We start from the raw sequence: 24,015 nt of genomic DNA, 5'->3' as shown, positions 1-24,015 counted from the left end.
AGGATAACAGATGCCAAAAGTAGCAGTATTTAACGTTAGTGGTTCCCAGGTTGGCGAAGTCGAGCTGTCCGAGTCCGTATTCGGAATCGAGCCGCATGTTCATGTGTTGAATGAAGCGGTATTGATGCAGCGTGCATCGCTTCGCGCCGGTACGCATAAAACGAAAGGTCGTTCCGAAGTTCGCGGCGGCGGTCGCAAGCCTTGGAAACAAAAAGGTACAGGACGTGCCCGTCAAGGCAGTATCCGCTCCCCGCAATGGAAAGGCGGCGGTGTCGTATTCGGTCCTACGCCTCGCAGCTATTCCTATAAGCTTCCTAAGAAAGTTCGTCGTTTGGCGATCAAATCCGCGTTGTCTTCCAAGGTGAAGTCCAGCGAAATCATCGTTCTCGATGCATTGTCCCTGGCTGCTCCGAAGACGAAAGAGTTCGCGGCGATTTTAAATAACCTTAAAGTAGATCGTAAAGCTTTGGTAGTGACAGCGGCGTATGACGAGAACGTAGCATTGTCCGCACGCAACATTCCTGGCGTTAAGTTTGTAGCCGCTGAAGGAATCAACGTGCTTGATGTTATGGTTTACGACAAGCTGATCATTACGAAAGAAGCGGTGCAAAAGGTAGAGGAGGTGTTTGCGTAATGAAAAACCCTCGCGATATTATTAAGCGCCCGATCATTACCGAACGTTCCAGCGAAATGATGAGCGACAAGAAGTACGTTTTCGAAGTCGACATTCGTTCGAACAAAACGGAAATCAAGCAAGCGATCGAGCAAATTTTCAAAGTGAAAGTAACGAATGTTAACACATTGAGAATGCCTGCGAAGCCAAAGCGCTATGGACGTTACTCCGGTTACACTTCCGAATGGAAGAAAGCGATCGTAACCTTGAGCGCAGACAGCAAAGAGCTGGAGTTCTTCGAATCCGTATAAGACATCTTTTGAAGTAAGGAGGGAATCCACGTGCCAATTAAAAAATATAAACCAACGTCTCCTGCAAGACGTGCGATGTCGGTTTCTACATTTGAAGAAATTACAACATCCACACCGGAGAAAAGCTTGCTGGCTCCGCTGAGCAAAAAAGCCGGCCGCAACAACCAAGGTAAAATTACGGTTCGTCATCAAGGCGGCGGACATAAGCGTAAATACCGTATTATCGATTTCAAACGGAACAAAGATGGAATACCCGGTACCGTTGCTACAATCGAGTATGATCCGAACCGTTCCGCGAACATCGCGTTGATCCACTATGTGGATGGCGAAAAGCGTTACATCATCGCTCCGAAAGGCCTTAAAGTGGGCGATCAAATCGTATCGGGTCCGGAAGCCGACATCAAGATCGGAAACGCGCTTCCAATGGAAAACATCCCGGTAGGTACAGTGATTCACAATATCGAGCTTAAGCCGGGCAAGGGCGGCCAATTGGTTCGCGCGGCCGGAACGGAAGCTCAGCTTCTCGGTAAAGAAGAGCAGTACGCTATCGTTCGTCTGTCCTCGGGCGAAATGAGAAGAGTTTTGAAAGTTTGCCGCGCAACCATCGGTTCCGTAGGTAACGAAGATTATGAGCTTGTCAAAATCGGTAAAGCCGGACGTTCCCGCTGGCTCGGTCAAAGACCGGAAGTGCGCGGTTCCGTCATGAACCCGAACGATCACCCACACGGTGGTGGCGAAGGCCGTTCTCCGATCGGACGCAAATCTCCGATGTCTCCATGGGGCAAACCGACGCTTGGTTACAAGACTCGGAAGAAAAACAAAGCTTCCAATCAATATATTATTCGTCGTCGTACGAAGTAACAGTAATGTCTATCTTGTTTCGGTTAAAGAAGGGAGGAACGAAGCATGGGTCGCAGTTTAAAGAAGGGGCCATTTGTTGATGGCTATCTTTTGAAGAAAGTAGAAGCATTGGGTAACGACGGTGTGAAGAAACAGGTTATCAAGACTTGGTCTCGCCGTTCGACGATTTTCCCGCAATTCATCGGCCACACATTCGCGGTATATGATGGCAGAAAGCATGTTCCAGTCTATGTAACGGAAGATATGGTCGGACATAAGCTTGGTGAATTTGCTCCAACCCGCACATACAAAGGTCACTCCGGTGACGACAAGAAAACGGGCAAGCGCTAAGACAGGAAAACATGTTTAGAAGTGAATGAGAGGAGGTACTTCCATGCAACAAGCTAAAGCCGTTGTAAGATATGTTCGCATTGCTCCCCGAAAGGCACAGCTCGTCGTTGATTTGATCCGCGGCAAGCAAGTGGGCGAAGCGATCGCGATTTTGCGCCACACGCCAAAAGCCGCTTCCCCGATCGTTGAGAAGCTGCTGAACTCGGCTATCGCAAACGCTGAGCACAACTACTCCTTGGATCCAAACAATCTGGTGGTTGCTCAAGTTTTCGTAGATCAAGGACCGACTTTGAAGAGATTCCGTCCTCGCGCTATGGGTCGTGCGAGCCGTATTAATAAACGTACCAGCCACATTACTTTAGTGGTATCTGAGAAATAAGGAGGGATAACGTGTGGGTCAGAAAGTAAACCCGGTAGGACTTAGAATTGGTATTATTCGTGACTGGGAATCCAAATGGTTCGCCGGCAAAGATTTCGGCGATCTGCTGATGGAAGACGTCAAAATTCGCGAATATCTGAAACAAAAGCTGAAAGAATCCGCAGTTTCCCGCATTGAAATCGAACGTGCAGCAAACCGCGTGAACGTTACGATTCATACTGCAAAGCCTGGCATGGTTATCGGTAAAGGCGGTTCCGAAGTAGAAGTGATCCGCGGCTATCTTTCCAAGCTGACGAACGGTAAAAAAGTTCATATCAACATCAACGAAGTAAAACATCCGGAGCTGGACGCGATTTTGGTAGCTGAGAGCATTGCACAACAATTGGAGCGTCGCGTATCGTTCCGTCGTGCACTGAAACAGTCGATCCAAAGAACGATGAGATCCGGAGCCAAAGGTATTAAAACATCGGTTAGCGGTCGTTTGGGCGGAGCGGAAATCGCTAGAACGGAAGGTTATAGCGAAGGTACGGTACCACTTCATACATTGCGTGCAGACATCGACTACGGTACGGCTGAAGCTCATACCACTTATGGTCGAATCGGCGTAAAAGTATGGATCTATCGTGGCGAAGTTCTTCCAACGGCTAAGAAAAAGGCTGTTACGGAAGGAGGCAACTAATCATGTTAGTTCCTAAACGTGTAAAACACCGCAAGGAGCACCGCGGCAACATGCGCGGCCAAGCGAAAGGCGGAGCGGAAGTACATTTCGGCGAATATGGTTTGCAGGCGCTTGAGCCGGCTTGGGTAACCAACCGTCAAATCGAAGCAGCCCGTATTGCGATGACTCGTTATATTAAGCGGGGCGGTAAAGTTTGGATCAAGATTTTCCCTTCCAAGCCAATTACCCAAAAGCCGCTTGAAGTCCGGATGGGTAGCGGTAAAGGTAACGTAGAGAAATGGGTTGCTGTCGTGAAGCCGGGCAAAGTTCTGTTTGAACTTGCAGGCGTCAGCGAAGAAATCGCCCGTGAAGCTATGCGTCTCGCCTCTCACAAGCTCCCGATCAAAACGAAGTTTGTGAAAAGAGAAGAAGTAGGTGGTGAAGCAAATGAAAGCTAGTGAATTTCGCAACTTAACCACTGCTGAGATCGAACAAAAAATTGCCGGATTTAAAGAGCAACTCTTTAACCTCCGTTTTCAACTGGCTACCGGTCAACTGGATAATCCCGTACAAATTCAAAAAGTCCGCAAAGAGATTGCCCGGGCAAAAACTGTTTTGCGTGAAAGAGAATTGGGAATCACTAGTTAATGAATGAGAGAGGAGGATCTCTGATGGCTGAACGCAACGAGCGCAAGACGCAGCTGGGTAAAGTCGTAAGCGACAAAATGGACAAAACCATCGTTGTTGCTGTAGAAACGTACAAAAAACACGACCTTTATCACAAGCGCATCAAATATACGAAAAAGTTCAAGGCTCATGATGAGAACAATGAAGCTAAAATCGGTGACGTTGTCGAAATCATGGAAACCCGTCCGCTCTCCAAAGACAAGCGCTGGAGACTGGTCAAAGTGGTTGAAAAAGCGGTTATCGTTTAATATAAGCAACTGGTATCAAGCCTGGAAGGAGGGAATACACAATGATTCAACCATTTACTCGTTTGAAGGTAGCTGATAATTCCGGCGCGAAATCGCTTATGTGTATCCGCGTGTTGGGTGGTACGGGTCGTCGTACTGCGAACATCGGTGATCTGATCGTTTGCTCCGTAAAAGAAGCAACACCAGGTGGCGTTGTCAAAAAGGGTGACGTTGTTAAAGCGGTAGTCGTGCGCACGAGACGCGGTGCTCGTCGTAAAGACGGATCCTACATCACCTTTGACGAAAATGCAGCGGTTATCGTAAAAGAAGATAAGAGCCCACGCGGCACGCGGATCTTCGGACCGGTAGCGCGCGAACTTCGCGACAGAGACTTCATGAAGATCGTTTCTCTGGCTCCTGAGGTTATCTAAGTTAAGAAATCAATAAGTTTTCTTATGAAAGCTGAGGTGTAAACGAAATGCCAAAACAACCGAAGAAACTCGAGTCCCATAACAATAAATTGCACGTGAAAAAAGACGATACGGTTTTTGTTATTACCGGTAAGGACAAAGGGAAAAAGGGCCGCGTCATCGCAGCATTCCCTCGCGAAAACCGAGTGTTGATCGAAGGTGTGAACCTGGTGAAGAAGCACACGAAGCCTTCCCAACAAAATCCGCAAGGCGGCATCATTACGCAAGAGGCTCCGATTCATGTATCTAATGTGATGCTGATCGATCCGAAGAGCGGCCAGCCTACACGCGTCGGCTACAAAGTGCTTGAGAACGGCAATAAAGTCCGCGTCGCGAAAAAATCCGGCGAGGTTATCGATTAATTGTAAAAGTAAGAAAGGAGGTACATGAACGATGGCAGCAAGAATGAAAGATCGTTTTCTGAACGAAATCACTCCTGCGTTGATGCAGAAGTTTAATTACACAACTGTAATGCAAGTTCCGAAGATCGAGAAAGTCGTTATTAACATGGGTGTGGGCGAAGCGGTATCCAACTCCAAAGTTCTCGATACGGCGGTTCAAGACCTGCAACTGATCTCCGGTCAAAAGCCGGTTATCACCAGAGCGAAAAAATCGATCGCAGGCTTTAAACTGCGCGAAAATATGCCAATCGGCGTGAAAGTAACGCTTCGCGGCGAGCGCATGTATCAATTCCTGGATAAGCTGTTCAACGTTGCTCTTCCACGGGTTCGCGACTTCCGCGGCGTTTCCGCGAAAGCATTCGACGGCCGCGGAAACTACACGCTCGGTTTGAAAGAGCAGCTGATCTTCCCGGAAGTTGAGTACGACAAAGTGGACAAAGTGCGCGGTATGGATATCGTAATCGTAACTACGGCCAAAACGGATGAAGAGTCCCGTGAGTTATTAAACCAATTAGGTATGCCGTTTGTAAAATAAGGACGGCATAATCGGAGGTGTAAACAAAAAGTGGCAAAAACTTCGATGAAGATTAAGCAGCAGCGTCCTCCAAAATTCAAGGTGCAGGCTTACACACGCTGCGAACGCTGCGGTCGTCCGCATTCTGTTCTGCGTAAGTTCAAAATTTGCAGAATTTGCTTCCGCGAATTGGCATACAAAGGCCAGATTCCTGGCGTTAAGAAAGCAAGCTGGTAAAACCTAAAGTTTCGGGAAGGAGGTTTACATTACATGGTTATGTCCGATCCAATTGCAGATATGCTTACACGCATTCGCAACGCTAACGTTGTTCGTCACGAAACTGTGGAAATTCCGGCTTCGAAGGTTAAGCGTGAAATCGCCGAGATCTTGAAAAAGGAAGGCTTTATTCGTGACGCTGAATATATCGAAGATAACAAGCAAGGCATCATCCGCTTGTTCCTGAAATATGGCCCGAACCAAGAGCGCGTTATTACCGGTTTGAAAAGAATCAGCAAGCCAGGCCTGCGCGTTTATGCGAAAAGCCAAGAGGTTCCGCGCGTACTCGGAGGTCTCGGAATCGCAATTCTGTCCACCTCCAAAGGGGTAATGACAGACAAAGAAGCTCGTCAATCCAAAGCCGGCGGAGAAGTGATCTGCTACGTTTGGTAATAAATGATTTTTAATGAACGGAGGTGCACAACATGTCCCGTATTGGCCGAAAGCCTATCACGATCCCAAGCGGAGTAAACGTGACTTTAGAAAATACATTAATTACGGTAAAAGGTCCTAAAGGTACTTTGAGCCGTGAGCTGCACAAAGATATGAAGGTTAGCGTTGAGGGCAGTGTTCTGACTGTAGAACGCCCTTCCGACAATAAATTGCACCGCTCTTTGCATGGTACTACGCGCAGTGTAGTACAAAACATGGTTAGCGGCGTAACTGATGGATTCGCAAAAAACCTTGAGCTTGTTGGCGTAGGTTACCGTGCGAACAAAACCGGCAATAAGCTGGTGCTGAACGTTGGGTATTCCCACCCGGTTGAGATCGAGCCTGAGAGCGGCATCGAATTCGAAGTTCCTTCCAACACCAAGATCATCGTTAAAGGGATCGATAAAGAATTGGTCGGCGCAACAGCTGCAAAAGTTCGTTCCGTACGTGAGCCTGAGCCGTATAAAGGCAAAGGAATCAAGTACGAAGGCGAGCGTATTCTTCGTAAAGAAGGTAAAGCCGGTAAGAAGAAGTAAGGCGGCGTAACGGCTTAGCCTGCTGATTCGGAACCAACTCGAAAGGAGTGAACCCTGGAATGATTACCAAAGGCGATAAAAATAAAGCGCGTCTGAAGAGACATCTTCGCGTTCGCAAAAAAATTCAAGGAACGGCTGAGCGTCCACGCCTCAATATTTTCCGTTCTGCTAAACATATGTATGCTCAACTGGTCGACGATGTAAAAGGCGTAACGATCGCTGCAGCATCGACGCAAGATAAAGAATTGAAAGAAAATGTCGGCAACGGCGGTAACGTTGAAGCGGCTACGAAAGTCGGCGCTTTGATCGCAGAGCGCGCCAAAAAAGCCGGCGTAGACAAAGTGGTATTTGACCGCGGCGGATATTTGTATCACGGCCGAGTAAAGGCACTCGCAGACGCTGCTCGTGAAGCAGGTCTTGAATTCTAATTCAATCTATGAAACAAGGAGGTAAAGGACTTGCGTATTGATCCCAATACTTTAGAGCTGACTGAAAAAGTCGTTCATATTAACCGCGTAGCTAAAGTAGTAAAAGGCGGTCGTCGTTTCAGCTTTAGCGCGCTTGTAGTCGTGGGCGACGGCAAGGGTTGGGTAGGCGCTGGAATCGGTAAAGCTTCCGAGGTACCTGATGCGATTCGCAAAGGTATCGAAGACGCGAAGAAGAACCTGATTCACGTTCCTATCGTCGGAACAACTATTCCTCACCTGGTGACTGGACATTTTGGCGCAGGCCGCGTGCTTCTGAAGCCTGCTTCGAAAGGTACAGGAGTTATCGCCGGCGGCCCGGTTCGTGCGGTGCTTGAACTGGCTGGCGTAGGCGATATTTTGACGAAGTCCCTCGGATCTTCGAACTCCATCAACATGGTTAACGCTACCCTGGAAGGCTTAGGACGCCTGAAGCGTGCGGAAGAGGTTGCTAAGCTTCGCGGTAAAACCGTAGAAGAACTTTTAGGTTAGGAGGGATACCATGGCTAAGCAATTGCAAATCACCCTCAAGCGCAGCCTGATCGGCCGTCCAGAAACGCAACGCAAAACCGTTGCCGCTCTCGGACTTCGCAAGCTGCATCAAACGGTTACTCAAGCTGACAATGCCGCTATTCGCGGTATGGTAAGCCAAGTACAGCATCTGGTTGACGTTCAAGAAGTAGAAGCATAAGGTTGTAATTTATAGCTAGAGGAGGTGCAAACGATGAAATTGCATGAACTTACTTCAGCGCCTGGTTCCCGTTCTTCCCGCAAGCGTGTAGGTCGCGGTATCGGTAGCGGTATGGGTAAAACGGCTACTCGCGGTCATAAAGGTCAAAATGCTCGTTCGGGCGGCGGTGTTCGTCCAGGATTCGAAGGCGGTCAAAACCCGTTGTATCGTCGATTGCCGAAGCGTGGATTTAACAACAGATTCCGTACGGAATATGCGACAATCAACGTTGAGGAATTGAACAAATTCACGGCGGGTACGGAAGTTACTCCGGAAGTTCTGTTCGAAGCTGGCATCGTGAAAAACCCTAAAGACGGAATCAAAATCTTGGGGAACGGTGAAATCACTGTAGGGCTGAACGTTAAAGCCAACAAGTTTTCTCAATCTGCGGTAGAGAAAATCCAGGCTGCCGGCGGTAAAACCGAGGTGATTTAATGTTTCGTACCATATCCAATATTATGAAAGTAGCCGATCTAAGAAAGCGGATTTTGTTTACGCTTCTTGTTCTGATCGTCTACAGAATAGGTGCTTTTATTCCGGTACCTAACATCAACACAGAAATACTGAAACTTCAAGACCAAGCCAACAGTAGCGATGTATTCGGCTTGCTGAATACATTCTCGGGCGGCGCGCTGTTCCAATTTTCTATTTTTGCGATGGGGATTATGCCGTACATTACGGCCTCGATCATCGTACAGCTTTTGTCCATGGATGTAATCCCGAGATTTACTCAATGGGCGAAAGAAGGGGAAGTGGGCAGAAAGAAGTTAGGGCAGATTACCCGATACGGTACGATCGTTCTTGGTATAATTCAAGCATTCGGGTTGTCAATCGGATTTAACCGTTTGTACGCCGGTTTGGTAAATAATCCAAGCCTAGCGACGTATGCTTTAATTGCCATCGTGCTTACGGCAGGTACTGCTTTTCTGATGTGGTTAGGGGAACAAATCACCGAAAATGGCATTGGAAATGGTATTTCCATTATCATCTTCGCGGGAATCGTGGCAGCAATTCCGACCGGCATTCACCAGATCTATCAATCGCAATTCGCAGATGCTGGTGACGCGCTCTTCCTGAACATAGTGAAGGTTGTGATTATTGCCGTCGTGATCATTGCGCTGATTGCCGGTGTCATTTTCGTACAGCAAGGCGTTCGCAAAATCCCGGTTCAATACGCAAAGAGAGTCGTCGGACGGAAAATGTTCGGAGGTCAATCCACGCACATTCCTTTGAAAGTGAATGCCGCGGGGGTTATTCCGGTCATCTTCGCACTTTCGTTGCTCGTATTTCCACCAACGATTGCAAGCTTTTGGAGAGGCAACGTAGTTGCGGAATGGATTATTACCAATCTCAACTACACGCATCCGTTTGGAATGGTGCTCTACGTGCTGTTAATCATCGGTTTCACTTACTTCTACACCTTTGTACAGATCAATCCTGTGCAAATGGCGGACCAGATGAAGAAAAACGGTGGTTACATTCCAGGCATTCGACCAGGTAAAACCACATCCGTTTACTTGACGCGGGTGATGACAAGAATTACTTTGTCCGGCGCATTATTCCTGGCGGCTATATCGATCGTTCCAATGTTGTTCGGCAGTCTGGCTGGATTGCCTAACTCGGTACGAATTGGGGGCACTTCGCTTCTCATCGTCATCGGCGTAGGCCTTGAAACGATGAAAACGATCGAAAGCCAGTTGATTAAACGCCACTACAAAGGATTTATTAATAAATAGCAAATAGGTACTGGTAGCAAAGTTGCAACGGGATACTCGGACGTTTGAGAGTGGCAGTTGACAACAACCAATTGGCTATCGGCACCTATTGTGCTGTTAGCATCGAAAGATGCCTTGGGGAGGAAGTCATGATGAACATCATCTTTATGGGGCCTCCCGGTGCAGGGAAAGGTACTCAAGCTGAAAAAATCGTTGACGAATTTCAAATCCCGCATATTTCTACCGGGGATGCTTTCCGGCTGGCGATGAAGCAGGAAACGCCGCTAGGTTTGGAAGCAAAAAAATATGTTGATCAGGGACTGCTTGTACCGGATGAGATTACGATCGGCATTGTGCGCGAAAGATTGCAGCAATCCGATTGCAGCAAAGGATTTCTGCTTGACGGTTTCCCAAGAACCATCTCCCAAGCCGAGGCCTTGGATGAAATCATGGCATCGATGGGAAAAACGATGGATCACGTCATTAACTTGAAAGTAGATCGCGATCGACTGCTAGCACGTTTGACGGGTCGTAGAATCTGTAAGTCTTGTGGAGCTACGTATCATATCTTGTTTAACCCCCCTGCGCGTGACAATGTTTGCGACAAATGTTCTGGTGAGTTGTATCAGCGTTCGGATGACACCGAAGAAAAAGTAGGGACTCGTTTGGACGAGTATATCAATAAAACAGCTCCTCTCTTGGAGTATTATCGTAACAAGGGAATATTGCGTGAGGTTAACGGTGAGCAAGAGATTCATACGGTTACTGGACAAATCAGTTCACTATTGCGAGGGCAGGCTTAATGATCATCTGTAAGTCAGCTGCTGAATTGGAGCTCATGCGGGAGGCTGGGCGAATCGTTGCCGAAACGCATCGGTTGCTCAAACAGGTCATTCAGCCCGATGTTACAACCAAACAGCTCGATCAAATCGCAGAAGACTATATTCGCAGTCAAGGAGCAGTCCCGTCTTTTAAAGGCTACAACGGTTTTCCTGGCAGCATATGTGCTTCAGTCAATGACGAATTGGTTCACGGTATTCCCGGTCAAAGAAAGCTAAAAGATGGTGACATCATCAGTATTGACATCGGCGCGAAGTATAAAGGATATCATGGAGACTCCGCTTGGACGTATGGGGTCGGCACCATTTCCGAGACCGCACGCAAGCTGCTTGAAGTGACGGAAAAATCGCTTTTTGCGGGCCTTGCGCAAGCCGGGCCGGATGTGAGGCTGTACACGATATCGCACGCCATCCAAAAATGCATTGAAGATGAAGGTTTTTCGGTTGTCCGGGAGTATGTCGGACACGGCATTGGAACGGAGCTCCACGAGGAGCCCCAAATTCCAAACTACGGCGTGGCAGGACATGGCCCGCGGCTAAAGCCCGGTATGGTACTTGCGATCGAACCAATGGTGAATGTTGGCGAGCGATACGTTCGCACGCTAGAAGACAATTGGACGGTCGTAACGGTGGATGGCACACTGTGCGCTCATTTCGAGCATACCATAGCGATTACGCCGGACGGTTATGAGATACTGACGCTGCCTGGGACGTAGGTGAATGCGATGGCAGCATCATGCGGACCTCAGCCTGGACAAATCGTTAGGGTGATTCGGGGACAAGATTCCGGAAAGTTTGCCGTCATTATCGGCGTCGTAGACCAACGTTACGTGTGGATTGCTGACGGCGACAAACGGAGATTCGATCAGCCTAAGAAAAAAAACATTATTCATCTCGAGCTTCTGCCGGCAATCAGCTCCGAAGTGGCTGAAAGCTTGCTGGAGACCTCTCGTGTCACCAACGGGAAGCTGCGATTTGCACTGAATAAGTATGTGGACAATTTGGAAACTGAAGCGCTAGAGAAAGGAGAATGACTGTGGCCAAAGAAGATGTAATTGAAGTTGAAGGTACAGTGATTGAACCTCTTCCGAATGCAATGTTTAAAGTGGAACTGGAGAACGGTCATAAGATACTTGCTCATGTATCGGGTAAAATCAGAATGAACTTTATCCGGATCCTGCCCGGAGATAAAGTAACAGTCGAACTTTCGCCTTATGATTTGACCAGAGGCCGTATAACCTATCGTTTTAAATAAATGGACGCAAACGAAGTAAGTTTTCTCACGAAAACTCAGCACTGCTTACGAAGAAAGTTTTTCTAGCGAAAAACTCTTAGGAGGTAACCACCATGAAGGTAAGACCGTCGGTCAAGCCGATTTGCGAAAAATGCAAAGTCATTCGCCGCAAAGGGAACGTTATGGTAATCTGTGAAAATCCGAAGCATAAACAAAAACAAGGTTAAGGGGGTGCCCCAATAAATGGCACGTATTGCTGGTGTAGACTTGCCTCGTGACAAACGAGTGATCATTGCTCTGACATACATTTTCGGTATCGGAAATACGACAGCACAAAAAATCGTCGCTCAAACCGGCGTAAACCCTGACACTCGCGTTCGCGACTTGACGGAAGACGAAGTAAGCAAAATCCGTGAAGTCATCGACAAAACGCTCAAAGTGGAAGGCGACCTTCGTCGTGAAATCGCACTGAACATCAAGCGCCTGATCGAAATCGGCTGCTACCGCGGTGTTCGTCATCGTCGCGGCCTGCCTGTTCGCGGTCAACGTACGAAAACAAACGCTCGTACGCGTAAAGGTCCTCGTCGTACGGTAGCGAATAAGAAAAAATAGTAAAGGAGGGTAACTCTTAAATGGCTAAACCTAAAAAAGTTGTACGTACCAAACGTCGTGATCGGAAAAATATTGACTCCGGCGTAGCGCATATCCGCTCTACGTTTAACAATACGATCGTAACGATTACCGACCCGCACGGGAACGCAATTTCCTGGGCAAGCGCCGGTAACCTCGGTTTCAAAGGCTCCCGCAAAAGCACTCCGTTTGCTGCGCAAATGGCTGCTGAGTCCGCGGCTAAAGCGGCAATGGAGCACGGGATGAAAGCTGTCGAAGTTATGGTTAAAGGTCCGGGAGCAGGTCGTGAAGCTGCGATTCGTTCGCTGCAAGCGGCAGGTTTGGAAGTAAACCTGATTAAAGACGTGACTCCAATCCCACATAACGGTTGCCGTCCTCCGAAACGTCGTCGTGTCTAATTCAGGATTGTTAAGCCGTGTGGTATAATTATCCAAAAGTTGAGAATACTATTTGGATGGGCATATTACACGTTTTATACGTCTTAAGTTATCCAGAGGGAAACGACGTTTGAAGGAGGGTGTTTACCAATGATCGAAATCGAAAAGCCGAAAATAGAAACCGTATCATTGAGCGAAGACGGCACCTACGGCAAGTTTGTCGTAGAGCCTTTGGAAAGAGGCTACGGAACGACACTCGGTAATTCGCTTCGCAGAATTTTACTTTCGTCTTTACCGGGGGCAGCAGTGACATCGGTGCAAATCGATGGCGTGCTGCATGAATTTTCTACGGTTCCTGGTGTCATGGAAGATGTTACGGAGATTATCCTTAACCTTAAAGGCTTGTCGCTGAAGATTCACTCCGACGAAGAGAAAGTGTTGGAGATCGATGCCGAAGGGGAAGGGGCTGTTGTGGCTGGCGATATTCGCGGCGATAGCGATGTGGAAATTTTGAACCCTGATTTGCACATTGCTACGCTGTCCTCCGATGCGCGGCTTCATATGCGAATTCATGCGAATCGCGGCCGGGGGTATGTATCGGCAGACAAGAACAAAAGAGAGGATCAGCCGATCGGCGTGATTCCGATCGATTCGATCTATACTCCGATTACCCGCGTCAACTATAGCGTGGAAAATACACGCGTCGGTCAAGTTACGAATTATGATAAACTTACCCTCGAAGTCTGGACCGATGGAAGTATTCGACCGGAAGAAGCCGTAAGTCTGGGCGCTAAAATTTTGACGGAGCATTTGATGCTGTTTGTCGGTTTGACCGACGAAGCGAAAGATGCCGAAATCATGGTGGAGAAGGAAGAAGACAAAAAAGAAAAAGTTCTGGAGATGACTATCGAAGAACTCGACCTTTCTGTCCGTTCCTACAACTGCCTGAAGCGTGCCGGTATCAATACGGTGCAAGAGCTGATTACCAAAACGGAAGAAGATATGATGAAAGTGCGCAACTTGGGACGCAAATCTTTGGAGGAAGTTCAGGAAAAGCTGGAAGAGCTTGGTCTTGGTCTGAGAATGGAAGATTAATGCTCCCTATGCGCGCGCTTTAACCATTATGCAGAAGGAGGGTGCACGATAGTGGCATACCAAAAGTTGGGTCGTGACTCCAGCGCACGTAAAGCATTGTTTCGTGACCTGGTAACCGACTTATTCATACATGAGCGCATTCAAACAACAGAAGCCAAAGCTAAAGAAGTGCGTTCGATCGCAGAAAAGTTAATCACACTCGCGAAACGCGGAGACTTGCACGCTCGTCGCCAAGTGGCTTCCTTTGTGCGCCGTGAAGCGGCTAACGAGAATCAGGATGCGATTCAGAAGCTTTTCGCAGATCTGGCGCCTCGTTACGCTGAACGTCAAGGCGGATATACGCGCATTTTGAAATTGGGACCTCGTCGCGGCGATGCGGCTCCTATGGTTTACCTGGAACTGGTAGACCGCGCTTAACAAGCATAAACGGCATCTGTCGGCTTTAAAATGGCCGTAACAGAGGCTATAGTTTTGAACACGGGCAACGGCGTTGCCGTTGTACCGGTGCAAACGGAAGGGAAAGGGTGGACGGGATCTTGCGATTCTGCTGAAACCCTTTTTTTTGTAGGCTTAGGAGCCGTGAGCAATGCGATTCGGAGGCCAAACCGTGAGAAACATACGAATGACGGTAAGCTACGACGGAACCGCCTATAACGGCTTTCAAACCCAGCCTGGAGACCTGAGGACGGTACAGGATCAATTGGAGCAAGCCATCAAGCAGCTGACCGGAGAACAATTGAAAATAACCGCCTCCGGCCGTACCGATGCGGGAGTGCACGCCAGAGGCCAAGTGTTTAACTTTATAACGGAGTCGCAAATTCCTATCGAGCGCTGGTGCATGGCGCTTAATGCCAGAGTGGCGGAAGATATCGTTGTGCGGGACGCACGCATCGTTCCGATCGATTTTCACAGCAGGCGGGCGGCCAAAAGAAAAACGTATCGCTATACGGTGCGCTGCGGTAAAAATCCGGATGTGTTTAAGCGGCATATGGAGTTTCATCACCCTACGCCATTAAACATCGAAGCGATGCGCGAAGGTCTTCGCTATCTCGTCGGCGAGCATGACTTCACTTCTTATAGTTCGGTCAGGACGGCGAAAAACTCGTTTATCCGAACAATTTATGAGGCTAAGCTCGTTTGCGATCCGTTTGAAGAGGAATTGAACTCTTTCGCCTTTCATATTTTTTTGACAGGCAACGGGTTTTTATACAACATGGTCCGGATTATTGTAGGCACGCTCCTGCAGGTCGGAGAGGGCAAGCGGCCAAGCTCGGATATAGGAGCTATTCTCGATGCGAAAAACAGAGGGAAAGCGGGTCCGACGGCCATGGCTCACGGTTTGATGTTGTGGGAAGTTTTTTATGAAGAAGAAGCACCAAGTTCTTGATTATTGTGCATCTGTGTAGTACAATAACAAATGGTGTTTCATGACTGGCTACCCCACGGCCCCGGGTCTTGAAATGCATTGATAGGCTAACGTAAACTTACAAATGAAAATGAATTATGACCTGTGAAGATAGATTTTAGGAGGAACATTACATGCGTACCACATATATGGCGAAGCCAAATGAAGTAGAACGCAAATGGTACATCATCGATGCTACCGATAAAACGCTTGGACGTCTCGCAAGCGAAGCTGCCAGCATTTTGCGCGGCAAGCACAAAACTCAATTTACCCCGCATGTAGATACGGGCGATTTCGTCGTCATTATCAATGCTGAGAAAGTTCACCTGACTGGCAAGAAGCTGCAGGACAAGAAGTACTATCGCCATTCTTTGTATCCGGGCGGTTTGAAAGTGACTTCCGCAGGAGACATGCTGAAGAACAAGCCGGAGCGCGTATTGGAATTTGCGATTCACGGTATGCTTCCGAAAAATCGTCTGGGCAATAGCCTGAAGACGAAGTTGAAAGTATATGCCGGTTCGGAACATCCGCATCAAGCACAACAACCTGAAGTTTGGGAACTTCGCGGTTAATAAAGGGAGGACTGTCTTGTGGCACAAGTACAATATTATGGCACTGGCCGACGTAAACATTCGGTAGCGCGTGTACGTCTCGTACCGGGCGAAGGCCGTATCGTTATCAATAAGCGTAATTTGGATGAATATTTCGGTTTGGAAACACTCAAGCTGATCGTGAAACAACCGCTCAATTTGACTGAAACACTGTCCAAATATGACGTTTTGGTTCTTGCTCATGGCGGCGGTATTTCCGGACAAGCTGGAGCGATTCGCCACGGGATTTCCCGCGCATTGCTCAAAGTGGACCCTGAATTCCGTGGTTCCTTGAAAAAAGCAGGTTTCCTGACGCGCGACCCGAGAATGAAAGAGCGTAAGAAGTACGGCTTGAAAGCTGCTCGTCGTGCGCCTCAGTTCTCCAAACGTTAATATTCTGCTTAGAGGTAAAGACCTTTTCGAAAACATTCGAAAAGGTCTTTTTTTCGTTTCACCAATTCAGCGGAATTTCAATAAAATAACGGTATCGACCCACACAAAAATTTAAATTGACAAAAAGTATGGGATCATTATAATAAGATACAAATACTATAAAACATATTAATTTACTCGGAATAATCTGAATGGAGGCGTTTTGCATGAACTTATTCGAAAAAGAAGAACTCATTCGCACAGCCGCGGAACAATTTGAAAACCGGCGCCCGGAGGAACTTTTAGCCTGGGCGGTTGAAAGATTCCCGAACATAACGCTTGCCTGTAGCTTTGGGGCCGAAGATGTTGTTTTGGTCGATATGCTGCAAAAAGTAAGCCCCAGAACCGATATATTTTACTTAGATACGAATGTGCACTTTAAGGAAACATACGAAACGCGGGATCGACTTGAGCAGCAGTATGGTTTACAATTTGTACAAGTGCTGCCGAAGATGACGCTTGCAGAGCAAGCGGAACAACACGGCGACGAGCTCTGGAAGAGTAATCCGACGCAGTGCTGCAACATTCGCAAAGTGGATCCGCTGACGGACATTTTGAAGAACTACGATGCATGGATTACCGGTATTCGCAGAGATCAGGCGCCAACCCGGGCAAACTCCAAGAAAGTCGAGTACGATGTGAAGTTCGGATTGGTGAAATTCAATCCGCTCGCAAGCTGGACTTCGGAAGATGTCTGGAACTACATCCGCAGCAACAACATCATCTACAATCCGCTGCATGATCAAAACTTTCCGAGCATCGGTTGTGAACACTGCACGCGGCCTGTAGCGGTTGGCGAAGATCCGCGCGCCGGACGATGGGCGGGGTTTGAGAAAACGGAATGCGGTTTGCATAAATAAAGAAACGAAAGCGGACGAGGAGGAGTAACGTTAGTCATGGGAGAAACCATTAAGCCGCACGGTGGAACATTAATTAACCGGTTAGTACTCGGTAAGGAAAGAGATGAGCTGTTAGCGAAAGCGGAATCGTTATACCAGCTTAAAATCAATACTTGGGCGATATCCGATTTGGACCTGATTGGCGTTGGCGCGTTTTCTCCACTGACCGGCTTTATGAACGAGGCGGACTATCGTTCCGTCGTCGAGTCGATGCGTTTAGCGGATGGTACGGTGTGGAGCATTCCGATTACGCTCGGCGTGGAGAATGGAGCTGCCGAATCGATCAATGTCGGCCAGCAAGTGGCTCTCGTCGGCGAGCAGGACGGGGTTATATACGGCATTATCGATGTGCAGAGCATTTATGCCGTCGATCAGGAGAACGAAGCCGTAAAAGTGTTTAAGACCGACGATACTGCCCATCCGGGTGTGCAAAAACTGTATACGAAGCCGTCCACTTACGTTGGCGGACCGGTTCTAGTTCTAAATCGTCCGAAGCCGGAAAAGTTCGAAGACTATTATTTTGATCCTGCGGAAACGCGACGCATTTTTTCCGACAAGGGTTGGAGAACGGTTGTAGGGTTCCAAACCCGGAATCCGGTGCACCGCGCGCATGAATACATTCAAAAAAGCGCAATGGAAATTGTCGATGCTTTGTTCTTGAACCCGTTAGTCGGTGAGACGAAGTCGGACGATATTTCCGCAGACGTACGGATGCGCAGTTATTTGGTGCTGCTCGAAAATTATTATCCGAAAGATCGCGTATTCCTTGGTGTATTTCCGGCGGCTATGCGATATGCGGGGCCGCGCGAAGCGATTTTCCATGCCATGGTGCGCAAAAACTATGGCTGCACGCACTTTATCGTCGGCCGCGATCATGCGGGCGTAGGCGACTATTACGGCACTTATGAAGCGCAGGAAATATTCGGCAATTTTACGCAAGAAGAGCTCGGTATTACGCCATTGTTCTTCGAGCACAGCTTCTTCTGCACGAAGTGCGGCAATATGGCGTCGAGCAAAACTTGCCCTCACAGCAAAGAAGATCATCTGCATCTGTCCGGTACGAAGGTGCGGGCGCTGCTGCGTGACGGAGAGTGCCCTCCACCGCAATTTACGCGTCCCGAAGTGGCGGAAGTACTGATTGAAGGCATGAAAGAAGCGGAATACCAAGCATAAAACAAGCAGGTATAAATATCCACCTCGTCCCATAAGATGTACAGAGTCTATGGGGATGCGAGGTGGATTTCATTATGTTTGGAAGGAAGAAGAGGGTCATCGTCTGGTTGACGATGCACGGCGGATTAAAGATCGCCATGTCTGCCCTGCTTGTCCTGTTGATGCTGTTCATGTTTACGTATGAGCTTCCCGCGACCAAGACGTGGACGTATTGGACGATGCCTCTCTCGGGGAAGATCATCGCGCTTGACGCAGGGCATGGAGGTCCGGACGGCGGTGCCAAGAGCAAAGACGGGATATCCGAAAAAGACATCAACCTGGCGATTACGAAGTATTTGCGGGATTATTTGCAGCAGTCCGGCGCTCTCGTGGTGATGACCAGAGAAGATGACCGGGATTTGGCGGATCCTTCAACGAAAGGTTACAGCCGTAGAAAGACGGAGGATTTGCATAAGCGCGCCGAGTTCATCTCGCAGCAAAAATCGGATTTGTTCGTAAGTATACATTTGAACAGCATTCCGTCTGCCAAATGGTCCGGGGCGCAAACGTTTTTCTATCCTGCCAATCATAAGGATAACCAGACCTTAGCCACTTTGATTCAGGAAGAAATCAAGAAAAACTTGAAAAATACGGACCGGATCGCCAAGCAGGCGGATAAAGAAATTTTTGTGCTGAAGACGCTTAATATTCCGAGCGCCCTCGTGGAAGTAGGTTTTTTGTCGAATCCGTCGGAGGCGAAAATGTTGAACGACCCGGCCTATCAGAAAAAACTCGCCGCCTCGATCTATCAAGGGATCCTACGATATTACTCGGGTGAAAAAGTAGGCTCTTACTAAAAGTATGATATAATAACCTCAGTGAATTAAATATTAGGACGCTGAGGTGACACCGTGTTATCTAGAGAAGATGTATTGACGGCTGGAAATGAGATCGAAGACGCGGAATACGGTCTGAGCTTGACGGACTTGCAATTTATTCGCGACATCATGATCAAGGAAGATCATGTATCGGCGACCGTACTGTTATCCCGTGAAGACGATGATTATAAGCAGCAATTACAAAAGCAGTTGACGGCACGGTTCCAAGCCGCAGGGGCGAAAGATGTGCACCTCCGGTTTCGAACCCTTTCCGAATTTGAACGAAACGACGCGGCGCGAAAGCTGCAGGAACGAAGTGCTTCGCTGGAAACGGCTGCGGAACAGGCGGCGCCAGTGATGAACATCCTGGATCCGGCTTCCGGCGTAAAATTTATCGCCGTTGCCAGCGGCAAGGGCGGCGTCGGAAAATCGACGGTAACGGTCAATTTGGCGGTTGCTTTGGCCAGAATCGGCAAAAAGGTCGGGATCGTCGACGCGGACATTTACGGCTTCAGCGTACCGGATATGATGGGAATCGAAGAGCGCCCTCAACTGGTAAATAACCGGATTATTCCGATAGAGCGGTTCGGCGTCAAAGTGATCTCCATGGGCTTTTTTGTTGAAGAGAATACGCCTGTCATATGGCGCGGTCCGATGCTAGGCAAAATGCTGCGCAATTTCTTCAATGAAGTGGAGTGGGGCAAGCTCGATTATCTTCTGCTTGATTTGCCGCCAGGCACGGGAGACGTTGCGCTCGATGTACATCAAATGATTCCGCACAGCAAGGAAATCATCGTCACGACTCCGCACGCAACGGCCGCTTTTGTTGCAGCGAGGGCAGGCGCTATGGCTATTCATACCGAACACGAAATTATCGGCGTAGTGGAGAATATGTCTTATTACGCTTGCAGCCATTGCGGCGAAAAGGACTACGTATTCGGCAGAGGCGGCGGCGCCAAATTGGCGGAAGAGCTGCATACAAAACTGCTTGCGCAAATCCCGCTAGGCGTACCGGACAACCATGTCGCGGAACCCGACTATTCTCCGTCGGTATACAAAGCCGACTCGCAAACGGGACTCACTTATAAAGAAGTCGCGGAATCCATCGCATCTCAGCTTGAACAAAAAGGACCGGCATAAGCCAGTCCTTTTTTTACAATTATTGCTGTTTCTTGCCGCCGCCGTCTTGCTGGTCGCCTTTGCCATCCGCTTGTTGCTCGCTGCTGCCGCTTTTACTCCCAGTTTGTTTGCCGCTTTGGCTTTGGGTTTTCGGCATCGATTCCTCCTGAAGCACTTTTTTCATCAACTCCATTAGCTCTAGACGAAACAAAGGACTTTGTAAAGATTCCTGGATAACCGCCTTGGCTTGGGCACGATATGGAGTGCTTTTCATCGTATCGAGCAGCATCATTTCAAAATCAGGACTTTTCATCGCGCTTAAAAGCTGCTTTTGATATTCGGGATCTTTCATCAAGTCTTTTTGGATTTGCTTTGTATCTTGTTGAATCGCTTTGGCGAATTGACCCGCGAATTTCGGGTCGGTAATCATCTTTTGCAGAAATTGAGTGCTTTGCGTATCGACAAGTACATCCTTTACCGCCAATTGCAACATTTGCGTATCGCCGGCAGACAATGCTTGCAGTTTTGTATTTTGCTGGATGGTCGCTTCCTGAATGGCTCTGCGGCCGTCTTCGGTTTTGAGAATATCAAGAACCATCGATTTCGTATCCTTATAATTGTTTCCGTTATTACCGGAAGAGGCTGCTTGTGTGTCTGAACCGCAGGCTGTCAGAACGCCGACGACCAAAATAATGGGCAACAAACGAGGCCACCGCAAGTTCATCCCATCCGACTCCCTTCATTGTTTTTACGGTTAGTATTTGTCAACTAACAGGAGCTTAACACAAATGTCGTTAGCTTTTTATTGAGAAGGTTGGTACAATTAACAACTGATATGAAATCATGGGGGTACATAGGTCGTGACGTTAAGAAAATGGTTTTATTTGTTCTGGACCACGATGTTCATTGGAGCCGCGGCATCCGGAATAACCGGATTTATATTACAGGCGGTCGACCAGGAATTTGATTTTATGGGAATTTCCGCAATGGGCTACAATATATTTTGGATGCTTGTCGGCGGAGCCTTGATCAGTTTGGTAAGCCAGATCGGTTTTTTCGCTTATTTAATTATTCGATTTATCGGGTTGGGCATCATTCGAAACGTATGGACCTGGAATATGCTTCAAATGATCATTCTGGTCATCGTATTGTTCGATATGATTTATCTGAACTACACCAACATCGCAGGAACCATCGGATTGCTGCTGATCAGCGTTGCCGTGGCTTATTTCAAGGTTCGGATTACGAATAAAAGCGCGTGGATACCCACCTTGTTCTTTATGTCGGTCGGAACGCTCTTGGAGGCGCAGCCGGCGCTAACACTGCATAATTTCGCTTCCGCCGTATTTATGATTGTACCGCTTGTTGCCTGCAATACATGGCAAATATTAATTTTAGGCAAAGTATTGAACACAAAGAAAGAGCCGCTGTAACGGCTCTCGATTTTTATCGTATAACCTAATTAATGCATTTGTTTCATCGTTTGATCTTCCACCGGCGGCTTATTGTCGACTTGTGTAAGCTTCATCAGTTCGCTTACCGTGACGAACTCATAGCCTTTCGCTCGAAGCTTGTCGATAATGGTCGGAAGCGCTTCATGGGTTTGTTTGGAAGAGTCGCTTGCATGCATCAGTACAATATCGCCGGGATGGGCTTTATCCACAACGCGGTTAATTATATTTTCGGTTCCTTTGTTGAGCCAATCCTGCGAATCCGTGTCCCATTGAACGACCGTATAGTTCATTTCATGGGCGATGCGCAGCACTCTTTTATCAAAATCACCGTTTGGCAACCGGAGCAAATTCGGAGCTTTGCCGGTTACTTCCGATAATACCCGGTGAGCCGTTTGTATTTGTGTCTGTATTTCTTCATCTGTTAGACTGCTGTAATTGACATGCTTATGTCCGTGGCTTCCAATTTCCCAGCCTCCGCTTTTTATATGATTGACGATTTCCGGATGGCTGCTGGCCCATGGCGAAGACAGGAAGAAGGTCGCTTTTTTAATCCCTTTGTCCTCAAGTACTTTGAGAATCGGTTCTGTCCGCTTGTCGCCCCAACTGATATCGAAAGTGAGCGCAATCAGCTTCTTCTCCGTCTGCACACTGTATACGGCCGCGGGTTCGTTTTGCGAGAATACCGTTACATTTTCGCTTTCTGAGTAAATAATACCGATAGCGAATAATACGGCGACGCAGATAATCATGGCTTGCTTTAATTTTTTTCCGTTCATTACGTAAAAATAATTCACATTGTTTGCCTCCTTTGCCTGTCTTTTTAGGAAAGGCTTGTTTATATAAGTGGACTAGTACCAATGTATGCTAGTACCACTAACTTATGCTTAAAAAAGGGGTGTATCGTTTGAATTGGACAAATGCCGTAACGCAAATGAAACAAATGAAACATTATTTCATTGCCTGTGCGTTAGTATTTACCGCGGGCATTTTGATGGGCGCTTTATATTCGGAGCAATTCCACACATTCATTGATGCGCAAATGGAAGCCTTGAAGCAAATCGTCAATTCCGTCGAAGGCAAAGAGAAGCCGCAGTGGACATTATTTTGGATCATCTTCTGGAACAATGCTTCCAAATCGCTCTTGATTATTGCATTAGGTATATTTTTCGGCTTCATTCCTTTGTTTTTTCTTATGGCTAACGGTCTGCTGCTTGGTTATGTATGCGCGGTTTCAGCCAAAAGCACATCTTTGCTCTTTGTGCTGAAATCGATCGTGCCGCATGGCATTTTAGAGATCCCTGCTATCGTTTTTGCCAGTGCCTTTGGACTTCGTCTAGGTTTTCTCGTGCTCAAGCTGATGGTATCTATCATTAATCCGGAACGTATCGCCAAGGGCAGAGAAAATCTCCGATTGTTTATAAAATCGTTAGTGCCTATCAGTTGTTTGCTTGTCGCGGCGCTGCTGATTGCAGCGGTGATCGAAAGCACGCTCACGTTTTGGCTTGCCCGGGGATAAAATAATTTCAACCAATTGACTCATAAAAATTCCAAAAACTGTGCATAACAGTAAAGCGAGCAAGATGGCTGGACCGCTTAAGAACGATTGTCTCTTAAAAAGCACAGCCATTTTGCGCCCAGACCAGACGTATTTCGAAAGGGGCCTTACTGCGAACATGCTTGGTTTTTTATTTAATGAGCGCGAGTGTAGAGAATTGGATTATGTCCTGCGCAAGGAATTGGACGAGATGTTGTTCGACCTGAACGACAAAAGGATCGATTCCGATATTAAAATGGCCATCGAATCGAGATACAAAGTCATTTTCCGTATGTACGCCCGCTTGGCATCGCCAAAAGAAATTTCAAGATACGCCCGAAATCGGATGTATCATTAAAAATATCTTCAAGACTCTTGACATGTAATAAGCCGGTGTGATATTTTATAACTCGTTCTCATTTTGAAGGACAAGCCCATATAAAGCTTTCGTAGCTTCGAAGTGTAGAAAGTTTTAAAAAAAACTTGCAATCAAGTAGGCGAATGTGATATATTATAAAAGTCGCCGCTAAAATGGTTGACAGCAAACGACATGGTTCATGTCGGTATCATTGCCCTTTGAAAACTGAACAACGAGTGAGTGAATTAGAGAATGAAAATTCTCGCCAGCATTAAATTTTTGAGCTAATCAGCTTACATTATAGCGAGCATGACCTTCGGGTGATGGGAGCAACTTTAATGGAGAGTTTGATCCTGGCTCAGGACGAACGCTGGCGGCGTGCCTAATACATGCAAGTCGAGCGAGGGTCTTCGGA

Annotated in this window: 41 protein-coding genes and 1 rRNA gene; 40 read left to right on the top strand and 2 right to left on the bottom strand. The window is 47.7% G+C overall.

Going from position 1 to position 24,015, the window contains the following annotated elements:
* Positions 1–10: 10 nt before the first annotated feature.
* The 36 genes from rplD to ACFQI7_RS34125 all read left to right on the top strand — a co-directional run bounded on the left by rplD (position 11) and on the right by ACFQI7_RS34125 (position 20,275).
* A complete protein-coding gene (gene rplD, locus ACFQI7_RS34300; RefSeq protein WP_218102700.1) occupies positions 11–634 on the top strand; it encodes a 50S ribosomal protein L4 in 624 nt (207 codons plus the stop codon).
* On the top strand, positions 634–924 hold the full coding sequence (rplW, locus tag ACFQI7_RS34295) for a 50S ribosomal protein L23 (protein ID WP_218102699.1): 291 nt from the start codon (positions 634–636) through the stop codon (positions 922–924). Before rplD ends, rplW begins: the two co-directional genes overlap by 1 nt.
* A gap of 30 nt (positions 925–954) precedes the next feature.
* Positions 955–1,785 carry a 50S ribosomal protein L2 gene (rplB, locus tag ACFQI7_RS34290; protein WP_218102698.1) on the top strand — a complete coding sequence of 277 codons (831 nt, stop codon included), beginning with the start codon at positions 955–957 and terminating at the stop codon, positions 1,783–1,785.
* A 45-nt stretch (positions 1,786–1,830) separates the two neighbouring features.
* Positions 1,831–2,115: a 30S ribosomal protein S19 gene (gene rpsS, locus ACFQI7_RS34285; protein ID WP_218102697.1), complete on the top strand. Its 285-nt coding sequence runs from the start codon at positions 1,831–1,833 to the stop codon at positions 2,113–2,115.
* A gap of 43 nt (positions 2,116–2,158) precedes the next feature.
* Complete coding sequence (rplV, locus tag ACFQI7_RS34280; protein ID WP_218095107.1) at positions 2,159–2,494, top strand: 50S ribosomal protein L22; 336 nt, start codon at positions 2,159–2,161, stop codon at positions 2,492–2,494.
* Positions 2,495–2,507: 13 nt separating this feature from the next.
* Entirely contained in the window at positions 2,508–3,173 is a 666-nt protein-coding gene (rpsC, locus tag ACFQI7_RS34275; RefSeq protein WP_218102696.1) for a 30S ribosomal protein S3, read from the top strand.
* Between the two features lie 2 nt (positions 3,174–3,175).
* Positions 3,176–3,610, top strand: a complete 435-nt coding sequence (gene rplP / locus ACFQI7_RS34270; RefSeq protein WP_218095105.1) for a 50S ribosomal protein L16 — start codon at positions 3,176–3,178, stop codon at positions 3,608–3,610.
* Positions 3,600–3,800 carry a 50S ribosomal protein L29 gene (gene rpmC / locus ACFQI7_RS34265; RefSeq protein WP_013921153.1) on the top strand — a complete coding sequence of 67 codons (201 nt, stop codon included), beginning with the start codon at positions 3,600–3,602 and terminating at the stop codon, positions 3,798–3,800. Before rplP ends, rpmC begins: the two co-directional genes overlap by 11 nt.
* Before the next feature lie 23 nt (positions 3,801–3,823).
* Entirely contained in the window at positions 3,824–4,087 is a 264-nt protein-coding gene (rpsQ, locus tag ACFQI7_RS34260; RefSeq protein ID WP_218095103.1) for a 30S ribosomal protein S17, read from the top strand.
* 41 nt (positions 4,088–4,128) lie between these two features.
* Entirely contained in the window at positions 4,129–4,497 is a 369-nt protein-coding gene (gene rplN / locus ACFQI7_RS34255; protein WP_218102695.1) for a 50S ribosomal protein L14, read from the top strand.
* Between the two features lie 47 nt (positions 4,498–4,544).
* Positions 4,545–4,898 (top strand): 50S ribosomal protein L24, encoded by a 354-nt coding sequence (gene rplX / locus ACFQI7_RS34250; protein WP_218102694.1) that lies wholly within the window; start codon positions 4,545–4,547, stop codon positions 4,896–4,898.
* 31 nt (positions 4,899–4,929) lie between these two features.
* Positions 4,930–5,472: a 50S ribosomal protein L5 gene (rplE, locus tag ACFQI7_RS34245; protein ID WP_218095101.1), complete on the top strand. Its 543-nt coding sequence runs from the start codon at positions 4,930–4,932 to the stop codon at positions 5,470–5,472.
* 30 nt (positions 5,473–5,502) lie between these two features.
* Positions 5,503–5,688, top strand: a complete 186-nt coding sequence (locus ACFQI7_RS34240) for a type Z 30S ribosomal protein S14 (RefSeq protein ID WP_010498863.1) — start codon at positions 5,503–5,505, stop codon at positions 5,686–5,688.
* A gap of 33 nt (positions 5,689–5,721) precedes the next feature.
* Positions 5,722–6,120 (top strand): 30S ribosomal protein S8, encoded by a 399-nt coding sequence (gene rpsH / locus ACFQI7_RS34235; RefSeq protein WP_218102693.1) that lies wholly within the window; start codon positions 5,722–5,724, stop codon positions 6,118–6,120.
* Between the two features lie 32 nt (positions 6,121–6,152).
* On the top strand, positions 6,153–6,695 hold the full coding sequence (gene rplF / locus ACFQI7_RS34230) for a 50S ribosomal protein L6 (RefSeq protein WP_218102692.1): 543 nt from the start codon (positions 6,153–6,155) through the stop codon (positions 6,693–6,695).
* Positions 6,696–6,754: 59 nt separating this feature from the next.
* Positions 6,755–7,123: a 50S ribosomal protein L18 gene (gene rplR, locus ACFQI7_RS34225; RefSeq protein ID WP_218102691.1), complete on the top strand. Its 369-nt coding sequence runs from the start codon at positions 6,755–6,757 to the stop codon at positions 7,121–7,123.
* A gap of 30 nt (positions 7,124–7,153) precedes the next feature.
* Positions 7,154–7,651, top strand: coding sequence for a 30S ribosomal protein S5 (rpsE, locus tag ACFQI7_RS34220; protein ID WP_144853553.1), 498 nt, complete (start codon positions 7,154–7,156; stop codon positions 7,649–7,651).
* 10 nt (positions 7,652–7,661) lie between these two features.
* On the top strand, positions 7,662–7,850 hold the full coding sequence (gene rpmD, locus ACFQI7_RS34215) for a 50S ribosomal protein L30 (protein ID WP_218102690.1): 189 nt from the start codon (positions 7,662–7,664) through the stop codon (positions 7,848–7,850).
* Positions 7,851–7,883: 33 nt separating this feature from the next.
* On the top strand, positions 7,884–8,324 hold the full coding sequence (rplO, locus tag ACFQI7_RS34210; RefSeq protein ID WP_218102689.1) for a 50S ribosomal protein L15: 441 nt from the start codon (positions 7,884–7,886) through the stop codon (positions 8,322–8,324).
* Positions 8,324–9,625: a preprotein translocase subunit SecY gene (gene secY / locus ACFQI7_RS34205; protein ID WP_218102688.1), complete on the top strand. Its 1,302-nt coding sequence runs from the start codon at positions 8,324–8,326 to the stop codon at positions 9,623–9,625. Before rplO ends, secY begins: the two co-directional genes overlap by 1 nt.
* A gap of 131 nt (positions 9,626–9,756) precedes the next feature.
* Complete coding sequence (locus ACFQI7_RS34200; RefSeq protein WP_218102727.1) at positions 9,757–10,407, top strand: adenylate kinase; 651 nt, start codon at positions 9,757–9,759, stop codon at positions 10,405–10,407.
* The gene (gene map / locus ACFQI7_RS34195) at positions 10,407–11,159 is read left to right on the top strand and encodes a type I methionyl aminopeptidase (RefSeq protein ID WP_218102687.1); all 753 of its coding nucleotides are present in this window, start codon (positions 10,407–10,409) and stop codon (positions 11,157–11,159) included. Before ACFQI7_RS34200 ends, map begins: the two co-directional genes overlap by 1 nt.
* A gap of 9 nt (positions 11,160–11,168) precedes the next feature.
* Positions 11,169–11,477, top strand: coding sequence for a KOW domain-containing RNA-binding protein (locus tag ACFQI7_RS34190; RefSeq protein WP_218102686.1), 309 nt, complete (start codon positions 11,169–11,171; stop codon positions 11,475–11,477).
* A 2-nt stretch (positions 11,478–11,479) separates the two neighbouring features.
* Positions 11,480–11,698: a translation initiation factor IF-1 gene (gene infA, locus ACFQI7_RS34185; RefSeq protein ID WP_218095092.1), complete on the top strand. Its 219-nt coding sequence runs from the start codon at positions 11,480–11,482 to the stop codon at positions 11,696–11,698.
* A 92-nt stretch (positions 11,699–11,790) separates the two neighbouring features.
* Positions 11,791–11,904: a 50S ribosomal protein L36 gene (gene rpmJ, locus ACFQI7_RS34180; RefSeq protein ID WP_003333770.1), complete on the top strand. Its 114-nt coding sequence runs from the start codon at positions 11,791–11,793 to the stop codon at positions 11,902–11,904.
* Positions 11,905–11,920: 16 nt separating this feature from the next.
* The gene (rpsM, locus tag ACFQI7_RS34175; protein ID WP_218102685.1) at positions 11,921–12,289 is read left to right on the top strand and encodes a 30S ribosomal protein S13; all 369 of its coding nucleotides are present in this window, start codon (positions 11,921–11,923) and stop codon (positions 12,287–12,289) included.
* A gap of 20 nt (positions 12,290–12,309) precedes the next feature.
* Positions 12,310–12,705 (top strand): 30S ribosomal protein S11, encoded by a 396-nt coding sequence (rpsK, locus tag ACFQI7_RS34170; protein ID WP_013921137.1) that lies wholly within the window; start codon positions 12,310–12,312, stop codon positions 12,703–12,705.
* A gap of 129 nt (positions 12,706–12,834) precedes the next feature.
* Positions 12,835–13,779, top strand: a complete 945-nt coding sequence (locus ACFQI7_RS34165) for a DNA-directed RNA polymerase subunit alpha (protein ID WP_218095090.1) — start codon at positions 12,835–12,837, stop codon at positions 13,777–13,779.
* A gap of 51 nt (positions 13,780–13,830) precedes the next feature.
* On the top strand, positions 13,831–14,196 hold the full coding sequence (gene rplQ / locus ACFQI7_RS34160; RefSeq protein ID WP_218102683.1) for a 50S ribosomal protein L17: 366 nt from the start codon (positions 13,831–13,833) through the stop codon (positions 14,194–14,196).
* A 190-nt stretch (positions 14,197–14,386) separates the two neighbouring features.
* On the top strand, positions 14,387–15,166 hold the full coding sequence (truA, locus tag ACFQI7_RS34155) for a tRNA pseudouridine(38-40) synthase TruA (RefSeq protein WP_218102681.1): 780 nt from the start codon (positions 14,387–14,389) through the stop codon (positions 15,164–15,166).
* Between the two features lie 152 nt (positions 15,167–15,318).
* Positions 15,319–15,756 carry a 50S ribosomal protein L13 gene (gene rplM / locus ACFQI7_RS34150; RefSeq protein WP_218102680.1) on the top strand — a complete coding sequence of 146 codons (438 nt, stop codon included), beginning with the start codon at positions 15,319–15,321 and terminating at the stop codon, positions 15,754–15,756.
* Between the two features lie 18 nt (positions 15,757–15,774).
* Positions 15,775–16,167, top strand: a complete 393-nt coding sequence (rpsI, locus tag ACFQI7_RS34145; protein ID WP_218102678.1) for a 30S ribosomal protein S9 — start codon at positions 15,775–15,777, stop codon at positions 16,165–16,167.
* A 206-nt stretch (positions 16,168–16,373) separates the two neighbouring features.
* Positions 16,374–17,066, top strand: a complete 693-nt coding sequence (locus tag ACFQI7_RS34140) for a phosphoadenylyl-sulfate reductase (RefSeq protein ID WP_218102677.1) — start codon at positions 16,374–16,376, stop codon at positions 17,064–17,066.
* Between the two features lie 36 nt (positions 17,067–17,102).
* Entirely contained in the window at positions 17,103–18,278 is a 1,176-nt protein-coding gene (sat, locus tag ACFQI7_RS34135; RefSeq protein WP_218102676.1) for a sulfate adenylyltransferase, read from the top strand.
* A gap of 74 nt (positions 18,279–18,352) precedes the next feature.
* A complete protein-coding gene (gene cwlD, locus ACFQI7_RS34130; RefSeq protein ID WP_218102675.1) occupies positions 18,353–19,114 on the top strand; it encodes an N-acetylmuramoyl-L-alanine amidase CwlD in 762 nt (253 codons plus the stop codon).
* Between the two features lie 54 nt (positions 19,115–19,168).
* Positions 19,169–20,275, top strand: a complete 1,107-nt coding sequence (locus ACFQI7_RS34125; protein ID WP_329958293.1) for an Mrp/NBP35 family ATP-binding protein — start codon at positions 19,169–19,171, stop codon at positions 20,273–20,275.
* Positions 20,276–20,294: 19 nt separating this feature from the next.
* Here ACFQI7_RS34125 and gerD read toward each other — a convergent pair whose 3' ends face one another.
* On the bottom strand, positions 20,295–20,978 hold the full coding sequence (gene gerD, locus ACFQI7_RS34120; protein WP_218102674.1) for a spore germination lipoprotein GerD: 684 nt from the start codon (positions 20,976–20,978) through the stop codon (positions 20,295–20,297).
* Positions 20,979–21,114: 136 nt separating this feature from the next.
* Between gerD and ACFQI7_RS34115 the strand changes: the two genes are divergently transcribed.
* Positions 21,115–21,687: a KinB-signaling pathway activation protein gene (locus tag ACFQI7_RS34115; RefSeq protein ID WP_218102673.1), complete on the top strand. Its 573-nt coding sequence runs from the start codon at positions 21,115–21,117 to the stop codon at positions 21,685–21,687.
* Positions 21,688–21,716: 29 nt separating this feature from the next.
* Here the strand turns inward: ACFQI7_RS34115 and pdaB are convergent, their stop codons facing one another.
* A complete protein-coding gene (gene pdaB / locus ACFQI7_RS34110) occupies positions 21,717–22,502 on the bottom strand; it encodes a polysaccharide deacetylase family sporulation protein PdaB (protein ID WP_218102672.1) in 786 nt (261 codons plus the stop codon).
* Between the two features lie 101 nt (positions 22,503–22,603).
* On the opposite strand from pdaB, the gene ACFQI7_RS34105 reads away from it, so the two are divergent.
* The 3 genes from ACFQI7_RS34105 to ACFQI7_RS34095 form a co-directional block, all read left to right on the top strand.
* A complete protein-coding gene (locus tag ACFQI7_RS34105) occupies positions 22,604–23,224 on the top strand; it encodes a stage II sporulation protein M (RefSeq protein WP_230415626.1) in 621 nt (206 codons plus the stop codon).
* Positions 23,225–23,381: 157 nt separating this feature from the next.
* Complete coding sequence (locus tag ACFQI7_RS34100; RefSeq protein ID WP_218102670.1) at positions 23,382–23,600, top strand: hypothetical protein; 219 nt, start codon at positions 23,382–23,384, stop codon at positions 23,598–23,600.
* 335 nt (positions 23,601–23,935) lie between these two features.
* A 16S ribosomal RNA gene (locus tag ACFQI7_RS34095) occupies positions 23,936–24,015 on the top strand; the annotation flags it as partial.

This window comes from Paenibacillus allorhizosphaerae (genome assembly GCF_042659105.1).
Classification (GTDB): domain Bacteria; phylum Bacillota; class Bacilli; order Paenibacillales; family NBRC-103111; genus Paenibacillus_G; species Paenibacillus_G allorhizosphaerae.
This window is presented reverse-complemented; position numbering and strand designations above follow the sequence as displayed.

Bases quoted from the DNA above. Each gene is read 5' to 3' on its own strand.
- rpmD (WP_218102690.1), top strand. From the start codon at position 7,662: ATGGCTAAGCAATTGCAAATCACCCTCAAGCGCAGCCTGATCGGCCGT.
- rplP (WP_218095105.1), top strand. From the start codon at position 3,176: ATGTTAGTTCCTAAACGTGTAAAACACCGCAAGGAGCACCGCGGCAAC.
- secY (WP_218102688.1), top strand. From the start codon at position 8,324: ATGTTTCGTACCATATCCAATATTATGAAAGTAGCCGATCTAAGAAAG.
- ACFQI7_RS34165 (WP_218095090.1), top strand. From the start codon at position 12,835: ATGATCGAAATCGAAAAGCCGAAAATAGAAACCGTATCATTGAGCGAA.
- rpsQ (WP_218095103.1), top strand. From the start codon at position 3,824: ATGGCTGAACGCAACGAGCGCAAGACGCAGCTGGGTAAAGTCGTAAGC.
- rplF (WP_218102692.1), top strand. From the start codon at position 6,153: ATGTCCCGTATTGGCCGAAAGCCTATCACGATCCCAAGCGGAGTAAAC.
- rplW (WP_218102699.1), top strand. From the start codon at position 634: ATGAAAAACCCTCGCGATATTATTAAGCGCCCGATCATTACCGAACGT.
- rplM (WP_218102680.1), top strand. From the start codon at position 15,319: ATGCGTACCACATATATGGCGAAGCCAAATGAAGTAGAACGCAAATGG.
- rplD (WP_218102700.1), top strand. From the start codon at position 11: ATGCCAAAAGTAGCAGTATTTAACGTTAGTGGTTCCCAGGTTGGCGAA.
- cwlD (WP_218102675.1), top strand. From the start codon at position 18,353: ATGTTTGGAAGGAAGAAGAGGGTCATCGTCTGGTTGACGATGCACGGC.
- rpsM (WP_218102685.1), top strand. From the start codon at position 11,921: ATGGCACGTATTGCTGGTGTAGACTTGCCTCGTGACAAACGAGTGATC.
- ACFQI7_RS34190 (WP_218102686.1), top strand. From the start codon at position 11,169: ATGGCAGCATCATGCGGACCTCAGCCTGGACAAATCGTTAGGGTGATT.
- rplE (WP_218095101.1), top strand. From the start codon at position 4,930: ATGGCAGCAAGAATGAAAGATCGTTTTCTGAACGAAATCACTCCTGCG.
- rplV (WP_218095107.1), top strand. From the start codon at position 2,159: ATGCAACAAGCTAAAGCCGTTGTAAGATATGTTCGCATTGCTCCCCGA.
- rplR (WP_218102691.1), top strand. From the start codon at position 6,755: ATGATTACCAAAGGCGATAAAAATAAAGCGCGTCTGAAGAGACATCTT.
- ACFQI7_RS34100 (WP_218102670.1), top strand. From the start codon at position 23,382: ATGCTTGGTTTTTTATTTAATGAGCGCGAGTGTAGAGAATTGGATTAT.
- sat (WP_218102676.1), top strand. From the start codon at position 17,103: ATGGGAGAAACCATTAAGCCGCACGGTGGAACATTAATTAACCGGTTA.
- ACFQI7_RS34140 (WP_218102677.1), top strand. From the start codon at position 16,374: ATGAACTTATTCGAAAAAGAAGAACTCATTCGCACAGCCGCGGAACAA.
- rpsK (WP_013921137.1), top strand. From the start codon at position 12,310: ATGGCTAAACCTAAAAAAGTTGTACGTACCAAACGTCGTGATCGGAAA.
- rpmJ (WP_003333770.1), top strand. From the start codon at position 11,791: ATGAAGGTAAGACCGTCGGTCAAGCCGATTTGCGAAAAATGCAAAGTC.
- rpsH (WP_218102693.1), top strand. From the start codon at position 5,722: ATGGTTATGTCCGATCCAATTGCAGATATGCTTACACGCATTCGCAAC.
- rplN (WP_218102695.1), top strand. From the start codon at position 4,129: ATGATTCAACCATTTACTCGTTTGAAGGTAGCTGATAATTCCGGCGCG.
- rpsS (WP_218102697.1), top strand. From the start codon at position 1,831: ATGGGTCGCAGTTTAAAGAAGGGGCCATTTGTTGATGGCTATCTTTTG.
- rplO (WP_218102689.1), top strand. From the start codon at position 7,884: ATGAAATTGCATGAACTTACTTCAGCGCCTGGTTCCCGTTCTTCCCGC.
- ACFQI7_RS34200 (WP_218102727.1), top strand. From the start codon at position 9,757: ATGAACATCATCTTTATGGGGCCTCCCGGTGCAGGGAAAGGTACTCAA.
- rpmC (WP_013921153.1), top strand. From the start codon at position 3,600: ATGAAAGCTAGTGAATTTCGCAACTTAACCACTGCTGAGATCGAACAA.
- gerD (WP_218102674.1), bottom strand. From the start codon at position 20,978: ATGAACTTGCGGTGGCCTCGTTTGTTGCCCATTATTTTGGTCGTCGGC.
- map (WP_218102687.1), top strand. From the start codon at position 10,407: ATGATCATCTGTAAGTCAGCTGCTGAATTGGAGCTCATGCGGGAGGCT.
- rplX (WP_218102694.1), top strand. From the start codon at position 4,545: ATGCCAAAACAACCGAAGAAACTCGAGTCCCATAACAATAAATTGCAC.